Annotated in this window: 11 protein-coding genes and 1 pseudogene; 4 read left to right on the forward strand and 8 right to left on the reverse strand. The window is 37.7% G+C overall.

Translation table 11 applies throughout. From position 1 onward, the window contains the following. Window positions 1–86 precede the first annotated feature (86 nt). A complete protein-coding gene (locus P4S65_RS16430; protein WP_337120598.1) occupies window positions 87–596 on the reverse strand; it encodes a GNAT family N-acetyltransferase in 510 nt (169 codons plus the stop codon). A gap of 130 nt (window positions 597–726) precedes the next feature. Further along, window positions 727–1938: a beta-ketoacyl-ACP synthase I gene (gene fabB, locus P4S65_RS16435; protein ID WP_007377718.1), complete on the reverse strand. Its 1212-nt coding sequence runs from the start codon at window positions 1936–1938 to the stop codon at window positions 727–729. Between the two features lie 179 nt (window positions 1939–2117). Here fabB and mnmC point away from each other — a divergent pair, with 179 nt between their 5' ends. Then, on the forward strand, window positions 2118–4127 hold the full coding sequence (gene mnmC, locus P4S65_RS16440; protein WP_337120599.1) for a bifunctional tRNA (5-methylaminomethyl-2-thiouridine)(34)-methyltransferase MnmD/FAD-dependent 5-carboxymethylaminomethyl-2-thiouridine(34) oxidoreductase MnmC: 2010 nt from the start codon (window positions 2118–2120) through the stop codon (window positions 4125–4127). A gap of 509 nt (window positions 4128–4636) precedes the next feature. Then, entirely contained in the window at window positions 4637–5272 is a 636-nt protein-coding gene (locus P4S65_RS16445; protein WP_337120600.1) for an SDR family oxidoreductase, read from the forward strand. Window positions 5273–5478: 206 nt separating this feature from the next. Here the strand turns inward: P4S65_RS16445 and P4S65_RS16450 are convergent. Next, window positions 5479–6239, reverse strand: a pseudogene (locus tag P4S65_RS16450) (sulfite exporter TauE/SafE family protein). Between the two features lie 218 nt (window positions 6240–6457). On the opposite strand from P4S65_RS16450, the gene P4S65_RS16455 reads away from it, so the two are divergent. Beyond that, window positions 6458–7423, forward strand: coding sequence for a YHYH protein (locus P4S65_RS16455; RefSeq protein WP_033028289.1), 966 nt, complete (start codon window positions 6458–6460; stop codon window positions 7421–7423). A gap of 13 nt (window positions 7424–7436) precedes the next feature. After that, window positions 7437–7751 carry a hypothetical protein gene (locus tag P4S65_RS16460; protein WP_337120601.1) on the forward strand — a complete coding sequence of 105 codons (315 nt, stop codon included), beginning with the start codon at window positions 7437–7439 and terminating at the stop codon, window positions 7749–7751. 11 nt (window positions 7752–7762) lie between these two features. On the opposite strand, the gene P4S65_RS16465 is transcribed toward P4S65_RS16460, so the two are convergent. From P4S65_RS16465 to P4S65_RS21955, 5 genes are all read right to left on the reverse strand, one after another. After that, a complete protein-coding gene (locus tag P4S65_RS16465; RefSeq protein WP_008136358.1) occupies window positions 7763–9301 on the reverse strand; it encodes a DUF2235 domain-containing protein in 1539 nt (512 codons plus the stop codon). A gap of 537 nt (window positions 9302–9838) precedes the next feature. Beyond that, the gene (locus P4S65_RS16470; RefSeq protein ID WP_337120602.1) at window positions 9839–10060 is read right to left on the reverse strand and encodes a hypothetical protein; all 222 of its coding nucleotides are present in this window, start codon (window positions 10058–10060) and stop codon (window positions 9839–9841) included. A 159-nt stretch (window positions 10061–10219) separates the two neighbouring features. Beyond that, complete coding sequence (locus P4S65_RS16475; RefSeq protein WP_337120603.1) at window positions 10220–10789, reverse strand: hypothetical protein; 570 nt, start codon at window positions 10787–10789, stop codon at window positions 10220–10222. Window positions 10790–11114: 325 nt separating this feature from the next. Further along, entirely contained in the window at window positions 11115–11354 is a 240-nt protein-coding gene (locus P4S65_RS16480; RefSeq protein ID WP_008136363.1) for a hypothetical protein, read from the reverse strand. Continuing rightward, window positions 11347–11757: a hypothetical protein gene (locus P4S65_RS21955; protein WP_442961883.1), complete on the reverse strand. Its 411-nt coding sequence runs from the start codon at window positions 11755–11757 to the stop codon at window positions 11347–11349. The genes P4S65_RS16480 and P4S65_RS21955 overlap by 8 nt, the downstream gene beginning before the upstream one ends. Window positions 11758–11893: the final 136 nt, after the last annotated feature.

Consider the following 11893-nt stretch of genomic DNA (forward strand, 5'->3'; position numbering starts at 1 on the left):
TTGATAAATTTATAACTTAGAATGTTTAACGCTGTTAGCGCCAGATTTAATCCCTCAAATTGATTATGTATTATTGCGCATTGGTATTAGACTTTGAGTGTGTAAATTAAATCATCATAACGCGTACCAGCAATAATATGTGATTGAGGTATAGCATCTGTCTGTGTTAATCCGCATTTGCTCAATACATTTTCTGAGCTTGTATTACCCCGTGTCACCACAGCTTTAAACTGTTTGATACCACATTCTTGCCACGCCCATTCGATTACGGTTCTTAACGACTCAGTTGCGTACCCTTTAGAGAAGTGTTTTGTTAAAAATAAATACCCTAGTTCAGCAGTTATTCCATCATAAGTAAAACCAGTAACACCTATAACCTCCTGTGTTTCATTGTTTATAACAGCAAAGCATAATGGATGGCGAGAGTCTGGATCCCAAATAGGTAAGCGCTGCTCAAACCGCTGTCTCACAAATACTTCTTTTGGCATGTCAAAGCAATATTCAAGCACGTCGGGTTCACGATGGAGCTGCAAAAAAACAGACCAATCAGCATCACTCAATTGCCGCATTTTTAATCGTTCTGTAAATAACTGCATAGGCCCTCCACAAATGATTATTAATAAAAAGCACGAAAAACAATCGCAATAACTTATAAATTCTTAAGTAAAAAGCCGCTCACTTATAAAGTGAGCGGCTATAAATTATATAAAAACTAAGTAGAACCAATTAGCCTTTATATTTGCTCATTACTAAAGTCGCGTTTGTGCCACCAAAGCCAAAGCTATTTGACATAACCGTATTGAGTTCAACATCACGACGTTCAGTAATAATATCTAAACCAGCCGCTTGCTCATCTAGGTCATCAATATTAATTGAAGGCGCTACAAAGCTGTGCTCTAGCATTAATAATGAAAAGATTGCTTCGTGAACACCCGCAGCACCTAGAGCATGGCCTGTCATAGCTTTAGTTGCACTGATCATTGGTGACTTACCGCCAAACACTTCTTGAATTGCACCAAGCTCTTTAACGTCGCCTACAGGTGTAGATGTACCGTGAGTATTTAAGTAATCAATACTGTCTACATCTTGCATAGCTTGGCGCATACAACGTGCCGCACCTTCGCCAGATGGCGCAACCATGTCGTAGCCATCTGATGTTGCACCGTAGCCAACAATTTCAGCGTAAATGTGTGCGCCACGCGCAAGGGCATGTTCAAGTTCTTCAACTACAACAATACCGCCACCGCCAGAAATAACAAAACCATCACGGTTTGCATCATATGTACGAGATGCTTTTTCGGGTGTTTCGTTGTATTTAGTAGAAAGTGCGCCCATAGCGTCAAATTCCATTGCTAATGTCCAGTGTAATTCTTCACCGCCACCAGCAAATACAACGTCTTGTTTACCAAGTTGAATTTGTTCTACCGCGTTGCCAATACAGTGCGCAGATGTTGCACATGCTGAGCTAATTGAATAGTTAACACCTTTAATTTTAAAAGGGGTTGCTAAACAAGCAGAAGTTGTACTTGCCATAGTACGTGGCACCATATAAGGCCCCACACGTTTTACGCCTTTTTCACGTAAAATATCAGCGGCTTCTACTTGCCATTTAGACGAACCGCCACCAGAGCCAACAATAATACCCGTGCGCTCATTAGATACTTGTTCGTCAGACAAACCTGAGTCTTCGATTGCTTGTGTCATCGAAATATAAGAATAAGCAGCAGCATCACCCATAAAGCGCATTGCTTTGCGATCAACATGGGCTTTAACATCAATATCAATTTTACCCGATACGTTACTACGTAACTTATAATCAGCAAATTCTTGGTTAAAAGCGATACCGCTCTTACCTGTTTTTAGCGATTCTAATACTTCTTCTTTGTTGTTACCGATACTTGATACAACACCGATACCTGTAATTACAGCTCTTCTCATGGGTAATTCCCTTAGCTTAATACTCAATTGTGTTCTATTTTACGCGAATTTAATCACCTAAGTGGTCAGCTTTCTAGCGTACACTTGTACTCTGAACCGCTAGCTTATAAATAACGCCAGACTATTACAAAGAAAACACGTAAAATAATTAAAAATATTATTTGTAAACCTTATAAGTCATGATCAAAAACGCGCAAATACACTTTAATCACTCAGGTACTCCTGTTGCCAGCGACTTCGATGATATTTATTTTTCTGATGATAATGGCTTGGCCGAATCCCATTATGTGTTTTATGATCAAAACAATATAGATACTCGATTACAAAATCATGACCAACCACATTTTGTTATAGCCGAAACCGCTTTTGGTACCGGCCTTAACTTTTTAAATGCATGGCAGTGCTTTAATGACCACATTGCACGCCAACAAGTTCAAAATCAATTAGATATAGGTGTTAAACGGCTGCATTTTATTTCCTTTGAAAAGCACCCATTAAAATTAGCTAACTTAAGCCAACTTTTACAAGCATGGCCTTCTTTTCAGCCATTAAGTGAAGAGTTACTTGCCCAGTACCCTATAAATTTAGAAGGATGTCATCGACTCGAATTTAATAATGGCCGTGTTATCCTCGATTTGTACTTAGGTGATGCACTTGAATCAATACAAGCAATGAGCTACCCACAATCTGGAATCGTTGATGCTTGGTATTTAAATGGGCTTGAGCCAAGTAAAAATCCTGATATGTGGCAACAAAGTTTATTTAACTCCATGGCTGATATAACAAGAGCTAATGCAACCTTATCGACTTTTACTTCCGCTGACTTTGTTCAACGAGGATTAATAGAGGCTGGCTTTAGTGCTGAAAAAACAAAAGGCTTTAGCAAAAAACAAAACATACTGTTCGCAAAGCTCAAACAAGCTAATAGTTCACAATCGGCTCCATCTTATTTTAACCAAGATAAAAGCACACTTAAAAATGTGGCTGTAATTGGCGGTGGTATTGCCAGTAGTTGTGTTTTATACAGCTTAGCTAAGCGTGGTATTGCAAGCCAATTATTCTGCCAAGATGAAAAGCCCGCAATGGGCGCTTCGCATAATGTACAAGGTGCTATTTACCCTCACCTACAAGCTAAAAATTCACCGCACAGTGAATTATTCGCACATAGCTTTTTATACGCAAAACGTTTGTATAACCAGTTACTCGGTAGCGGCTTTAGCTTTGATTACGATTGGTGCGGCGTATTACAACACGCAGTAAAAAAGCCTCTCGCCGATAAACACGGAAACTTAGCGCAAAAACAGCTGTGGCCAACCCAGCTAATGCGTAATGTAACAGCCGAGGAAGGTGATGAAATAGTGGGTGTAAAAACAGGTTATTCGGGCGTGTTTTTTGAACAAGGCGGCTGGGTTAACCCTCCGCAATTAGTAAACGCCATGTTAAGCGCTGCAAATAGCATAAACCCATTTAAAAGCGTATTTAACTGCAATATAAAACAGCTTAAAAAAACTGACAGCGGTTGGTTTTTATTAACGAATGATGAGCAGTTAGGTCCTTTTAGTGATGTAATTATTTGTGCAGGCGAGCACAGTGATTCATTTGAGCAAACAAAAGCGTTGCCTATTGTAGGCGTAAGAGGTCAAGTTTCGCATGTTCAGGCAAGTAAGCAATCAAACAAACTAAAAACAGTACTATGTCATAAAGGCTATTTTACTCCTGCTTATTTAGATCATCACTGTATGGGTGCCACATTTGAAAAAAACACTAAAAGTCGTCAAGTAACAGATCAAGACAATCAATTAAACCGCGAACAACTGCTTAACTTTTATAAACAAAGTGAATTTGCAACAACGCTTGGCAACATAACTTCTGCAAAAGCGGCTGTGCGCTGCACATTTATCGACCACCTGCCAATGGCAGGACAATGGTGTGAACAAAGTGATTACATTACAGCCTTTGCTAACTTGCGCCTAGGTAAGCGCTATCAGTACCAGCAACTAACTAAATCACAGCAAGGTCTGCATATTTTTACCGGTTTTGGCGCACGTGCTTTGTGTAGTGCCCCACTCAGTGCAGAGCACCTTATTAGCTGTTTAAACAATGAACCTCGCCCGTTAAGCGAACGTGTTAGCCAAGCGATTCATCCTGCCCGGTTTATCGTCAGAGATTTAATTCGTAATAAAATTTAAGCAACAGCGGTGCTTTTTGGTAAGCTAAAAAACACCGCTTAAAAAGTTATAATTAAAAGCCTTCCCAACAAAAACGCTACACAACCTAAAAATATAACTGCCAAAAAGTATTGTTAACTTACACCATCGCGATAATATGTAAAAAGCATAACAACCAATCAAAAAACTCTAAAAAACACGATAAAAACAGCTAATTTTAATACTCAGTTAAGTATCGTATTTTAATTAAAGTATTTTTTGAAATTAGCTCATTTAAACTCAAATTTACCCTTTAAAAATTAACGCCTACCCCAAGGTCTGTTTACACAGCACATTACTTTTCAATTTATTTATACCAACAGCATTAAATTAGTGATTTATTATAACGATGAAAAATAGCTTAATAACAAAGTAAAAATTATGACATAGAGTGATCTGTATAAATAATTTTAACAACGTTAGTAAGTTACTATCTTCGCCAGAATATTCACTTTTTAATAAAATTGGTACTAGTTAAGAAGGAATTAATTATGAGCAAGACCTTAATTATTGGCGCAAGCGGTAAAATTGGTAAAATGACCACTGAGTTATTATTAAAAAATGAACAAAATGTGGTTGCCCTAGTGCGTGATAAAAACAAGCTAAGTGATTTAAAAAGCCCTTTTTTAAGTATTGTAGAGCAAGATCTCGAAGGCGACTTTAGCAACGCGCTAAAAGGCTGCGATCAAGTTATATTTGCTGCAGGTTCGGGCGGTAGTACTGGCGACGACAAAACCGTTTTAATTGATTTATGGGCAGCAACTAAAGCTGCAAACTACGCCCGTGAACATTCAACAAAACACTTCATCATGGTTAGCTCTATTGGTGCAGACGATCCCGACTCAATAGATGGCGACTTAAAACCATACCTTGTAGCTAAGCATATGGCTGATGAGCATTTAATTAACAGTGGCTTAAATTACACAATTATTCGCCCTGCTACATTAACCGACGAAAAAGCATCGTTAGCAGTAACAACCGAACGCCCTAAAGATAGTGACAAAGCTAAAATTAGCCGAGAAAATGTTGCTAATGCATTACTTCATATTTCAACTAACAGCCCAAATAGCAACCGTATTTTTGAACTGTTCGATGGTGACAAACCTATCAAATCCGCTGTTAAATAAACGCCAACAAAACCACAAAATTAGTACAATGTAATACCAATCCCTTAACCAGAACTCTGGTTAAGGGATTGGTATTACATATTGAACCATAATAATATTTAAATTTATTTATCTCTAGCCAGAGCTTTCAGTGAGAACAAAGTAAATTCAACGCAGTTAGCGCTTAAAATAACTACTTGAGATAGATTTATTGCCCAGAGTTCAAGTTAATTAAATATTACCTCAAGGCCCTGCCAAGCTAGCTGTAATGCCAGTAATGTTAATATGCATTTAAAAATACACTTAAATTTTTCTGTCGGTATACGATGCAGTAATCGAACACCCAACCATGTACCTAATGCACCACTTAAAATCATTGCTCCAACCAAAGGCAACCATTGCCAAAAGCTAAAACCAACCGCTGCATATACACCCGCTTTAAATAAATGTTGAACCGACATAATGCCAGAAAACGTCGCCGTAAATCGCAGCTTGCTGTAATTGCTCATGTGCAAGCAACTTCCAACGAGTGGCCCACTTGCCCCAACAAACATAGAAATAAACGTGGTAACAAAGCCGGAAAAAAACGCCACACGACCGAACTGCTTTGTAACGCAGTGGGGATTTTTCCCCACAATAAATAAATTACAAAAAGCCCCGCTATTAATTTCATAGCATCAAGTTGAATATCGACAATAACAAAACTCGATAATATAGCCCCTGCACTCCCTCCAAGCGTAAAATAAATAAACATTTTTTTGTCTATATGCTTAAAAGTGAGTAATAACCGATTTGTGTTCGAACCTAATTGCACAAGCCCATGTACAGGCACAACCAACGTCATTGGCATAAATGATGCCATTACAACAAGCAACATCAACCCGCCGCCGGCACCAAATGCAGCTGAAAAAAATGAAGTGAAGCCCGCTAACACAATAAAAACGCTCGCCAACAGAGGCGAAATAAGATCAGTGGTAAATAAATCCATCTGTAAACCATGCTTTTAATAGAGCCATAATAATGGCGATTAAATATACCAAGGTCTACTGCTATTTTTCATCAACCTGAATAGCCATTTTACCTGCGTGTAATGTTACTTAATTTTTGCGCTTTATTTGCACATTTAACAAATACCCTATACCCCACTTCATTATTTGGATTAATCACGTGATAAAACTAAAATCAGAGTTTTTAAAGCTTGTTTTCATGAGTGTAACAGCCATTGGGTTATCAGCATGTGGTAGCAATAACGACAAAGACACAACTGAAACAGAAGCGATTATTATTGATAATACTTCACCCAATACAACAACGACTACAGTAATAGAAGTAGACCCTTTTAATTTCGAAGGTGGTGCATTGGTATCAGCTATAACAACTCAATTGTGTACATTAAGTAATGGCGATGAAACGTCATGCTATAAAATTGAGATTGCAGGTGCACCTGCAAATCATGAAATAGGTATTTTTTGCCCAAACACGATTACCTCAAATGCTGATGAAGCGGGTATTTGGTTTGATGGTAATGGCAAGGTATATGACATTACCGGTGATTTTATTTTAAATTTACCCGCATTATATAATGATAGCCACTGGAAACTTTATGACGAAAGCACAGGACAAGTAAATATCACAAATACGTATGCATCATGCGATGGTGCAGCAAGGCCCAATGTAGAAGAACAATACCAAAACCACTGCGTAGAATGTTCAATAGAGTATGTAAATGGTGGTATCTCGCAATCATTTCTAATACCTATAACCCCCGTAACCGCAAACCAAGCAAATAGTGTTGGTAGATCAAATATAGGCATCGCGCTTAATGGAGTTGTGTTAGCTGCTCCAGCCCCTGTAGATGCAATTTTGAGTGCCTATACCATAGCCGCATTTGATGATTGTGCAGGCCACATAAACCTTAATGAAGGCTACCACTATCATGGCGAAGCAGGTTGTAGCCAAACGCAAGCTCAATCAGACGGACATGCTGCAATGGTAGGTTATGCATTTGATGGTTTTGGGATCTTTGCCATGCTAGGGAGCAATAATACAGAACCAACTGATTTAGATGAATGCAGAGGACATTACGACGACACACGCGGCTATCATTACCATGCAGCAAGCGTCTCAGAAAATATGTTTATTGGTTGTTACAAAGGCGAAACCGCACAATAAAAAGGACAACAACATGAAAATGTTAACTATATCAAAAATGGTTATTGTGATTTTTACATTAGGCAACTCATTTTATGCGCTTAGCCACGCAGGCCATGGTAATACCGCACCTTGGCATGCATGTGAAAACAAAAAACTTAACCAAACGTGCACTTATACAACACATAATCAAAAAGCAACCGGTACTTGCCAAGCAATGAATAATGTACTTATGTGTGTACGTACTCAACCTCTCGAAAACATAATAGAAAAAGCCACTAAAAGGACGAAAAATGAAGTGACTCCTCAAAGCTCTACTTATAAGTTAAGTAAACAGGCTACACATTAATATTTTAGCCACTATGACTTTCGAGTTACCCTGAGTTGAATGCAGCCTTGATTATTATGGTACAAGGACCACACATCATTTGGGAAAGCATAAAAATAGCCCGAGGAGCTAATCTGTAACGTCTTCGAGTTTTTTTGATAATGCGAGAGAGCTTCATACTGATGAGGGTGCGGACTACCATCGTTTGTAACCGCCTGCGCTTTACCAGAATCGTTTGCGATACACCCAACAGCAATAAACCATCGCATATGCTCTACCCGTTTAGTTCCCCAAAAATCGGTAGAGCGATTCTGCGTTGCTTGTTTAAATTTTCGTTCAGTCATTCCCAACATAGACGATGCAAATCGAATAATGTCGCCCGCCGTTAATTTTCCATCCTCTGTACCAAGCCAATCACATTCATCTTTACTATCTTGCCACTCGCCTTCAGAGTCAAAAATATACCGCTCACCCTTATTCATGTAAATATACGTTGGAGTCCAATGTTGCTTAGCAAATACATTAACAACCGTCGATTCCCCAACCTCTAATTTTATTGTTGGCCAATATTCAGGATGTTCAATAGGCGATATTTCTTGACGCTTAAATACACTCTCGTGGAAGTTTTCATTATTTGCTGTAATCACACAATCCACATTGCGCGGACGAGATCTAAACTTAGCAAATATTCCTTTAAATGAATTATGAAGTACGCCACAAGGATTTGGATTAAGCTGATTTAAAATGTTATCCCGAAAAAATAAACCGCTCTCCTGCGCTTCCTTTATCATCCACTCAAGTGCAATATCTGATAAATCTGTATCATAATACCCGCCACCTACATCGGAATGTACGCCCGGAAACCACATTTCTTTAACGTCTCGATCAACTAAATTTTCACTCCAGCGAGTAACACAAAAACTACTTCGCTTCTCATCCATTGCCATTGCGTGCCTAGCAATACTTATATGTTTTCCCAAACTAGTATCGTGAAAACGCCATGACGCAGGGTTATCCAACAAGTTAAATAGCTCCATGTCATTTGGTATACCCAACGCCCCCACCGTTTCCCATACGCCTATAAAATGAATCGGTAAGCTTTTTTTATTGTTAATATATAAACTCTTAGGGATCCTCTCTAGTTTTGACTTATAGTTTTCAAAATGTCCATGAGTCTTTTCCCACCGCGCTTTGTTATTTTCAAGCTTATTAAAATCAAGTAGCCCAAGCCCTAACAACCCACCTAAACTCCTCGCCGTAAATGCTCCTCGGCTAAACCCAAAAATAAATACTTTGTCGCCTTCGTTGTAGTTACTCGCTAACCAATGATAAGCACTACAAATATGCCTTTTTATACTTTTACCTAAAGCTCCATCAATTATAGAATCTTTTAGCCCCGTTTCTTCGCCCCCAAGACCTGGGTGGTAGTACAACTTTTGAGTGACCTCTGAATTATCTTTTTTCGCTAGCGCGTGGTAGAGCTTGACGACATTGGTTGGTGCGGGAGCACCATTGTCTTCTTGTTGAGGATTATTCCATGTGCCGTCACAGCAAATTACTAAGTTAGCCATAATTAACTTCCTTGCATCAATTAATGTTTATTATATCAATTCGCTTAATTAAGAGATTATTTTGAGCTAAGAAAATCGTATCGATAATAAGGCAAAAATTTCGTTATTTAGTTGTTATCACTCATTGCTCTGCATCCAGCATCGAGATGTAGTCGTATATCAGAAATTTTTACGCAGTTAACGCCAGATTTAATCCCTCAAATTGATTAAGTATTATTGCGGATTGGTATTACTTATTGTTACTTGAGTTCAAGTATTAAGTGACAAACGTTAATTAGTCAAAAATAAAATCCTAAAAACGAAGATCTGTAGTTCAAAAACCTTTATTGGTGGAGCTGGGGGAGTCGTAATAGGAGCCATAACGCACTGTTTTAACTGATCTTTAATGTCGAGAATTGCAACCATAGGCACTAACCGTGGTACTAAAAGCTAATATCACATTCGAATCTCTACGCTAAATTCGTTTAATAAAACTTTTATAACTTTTTGTCCTACATTTTTTCCCATAGATTATCAGCATCTATATTTGGGTCTTTTTCAGCTGTATTTTTTAGTTTCTTCTGGCCATTCTATATTAATATCTCTTATTAAACCTTCCAGTGTAGTGTATGCAATAACGTTACCTTCATATTCAGTTAGCCATTTATTGCCATCCCACTCTATAAAATCGAATGTCCCAGCCCCTTCACCATATTTTACAGCCACAAAATAAAGACCTATCTCTGAAAGTTCATCAGTAAACCAATTGATGCTTTTCATTAATACTCTAGATTTAAATTGTCCTCTGAACACTTCGGCTCTTTTAGCTAAGTATTCAAATATGAAAAACTAACTAGCTCATACTTAGAATATAAAACTACTGCCAATCATAATTATTATGCTCAAAATCGAGCTCAAACAATTAAGTGAAATACTAAGCTAATTAATTTCATTAAACTCAATACCATTTAAACTTTTCACTTCAACTAATTGCTTAAATTCTTCACCACAAAATAGCCCTATCCCATCTAACAACTTAGATTTAAATAGCAACTTACTATCTATATCTGAATCAATAAATGCAAAGCTTTTAAAGCCACTTCTCAACCCTTTAGTGTAGTCCTCAATACATTTATCAAGATCTTCTTGCCCAAAAACACGCAAGTTAAAAAGTACCATTTCTGAGCCGTTCACGTCTATTTTAAGGAACTCGCCATACTCATTTAAAAAGTGATATAGGTAATCATAAGCTCCCTTAGATAATAGTAAAAAACCACCTTGGATATAAACATCAACTTTATCATAATCAATAGATAACGGCTTAATAGGCATAACATCTGGCCATATATTAAGAATAGAATCATTATTGGCATGTAAATCAAAAATTTTTACCATAAACTCTGCCTCAGCAGTGTCCGTATTGCCTTTTAGTGATTGATACATTGAATAAGGGTCAAAATCTAATATATCCCCTTGGTCATTCTTACAGTTAATTCTATATACTTTCATGACTATTAAAATCTCATGATCTTACTCTGCATGCATTGTTGTTTGAATAAGTGCATTTTTTTACACTTAAAGCGTCCCAATCCCCGCAGCAAAATGCTTCTCGCTCATTTCCAAGCATTGTTAGAGAAGAGTTTTTAACTTTGCCACAAATAGCTTTATTGCTACTAAATAACGATGGCATATGACTCTATGCAGACATATCTGTATAGAGTCATAATACCAAGTTATCACTCGATTATGGCTACTGTTGCCAATTTAGATCATTGGTAACATATTTAGAAAGAGCGAGTAAGCCACAAAATATGCTGAGCTTACCCTATCATTTTTAGCCAAGTTCTTCGAAAGGAGGTTTGAGCAGATCTTTTAGTGGAATTGGAACTCCATTTTCTTCTGCTTTTTTATACAATTTTATTAATTTCACTAACTCCAACTCATACATGTACGAACTTTCTTCGTAGTCATCTTTATCTACGGTCTCAGACTGAGATAAAAAATCATTATGCTTAATTGCAGCCTGTAAAGCTTGGATGCAGACTGATAGAGTTCTTGCCTCAATGCTAGGCATGTTTTGCTCCTTTTATTTTAATTCCAGCGTTATATGCCAGCTTATCAAGAGCTTCGATGAATCTATCTAACGGCATTTCAAAGTTCGGAGATATTGAGTAATGCCAACACTTTTTCCTTGCCATATAATGATCTTTGGTAATTATTAATTCTGAGGGGATATGGGTTCCTTTAGGGATTACAAAGTACTCCCAGTTTTTGTAGCCAAAAATACCTTCTTTGTCTACCAGAGATGTGCCTACCCCTTCCTCTGAAAGTACTACTTCCTTCGATCCCTCTTTAATAATAGTAACATCAGGTGCTCTAATATCGCCATTAGGCAGCTGCTTACTGTAAAAATCGGGGTATAAAGGATTAAGCTTATTGTCGACCTCAGAGTTATGAAGCCCTCGCCAAAGCGTCAGCTTTTTTCTGCGCGGTAAATTTTTTCAATATCGCCCCGACTGATTATAACTTGTTCCAATGTAATCATAATTAATTCCCTTATTCTAAATAGTCATGTTTGATCTAGCTGCACAGCATTTATACAATACGGAGTTT

This window comes from Pseudoalteromonas sp. B131b (genome assembly GCF_037162545.1).
In the GTDB taxonomy this organism is placed as follows: Bacteria; Pseudomonadota; Gammaproteobacteria; order Enterobacterales; family Alteromonadaceae; genus Pseudoalteromonas; species Pseudoalteromonas fuliginea.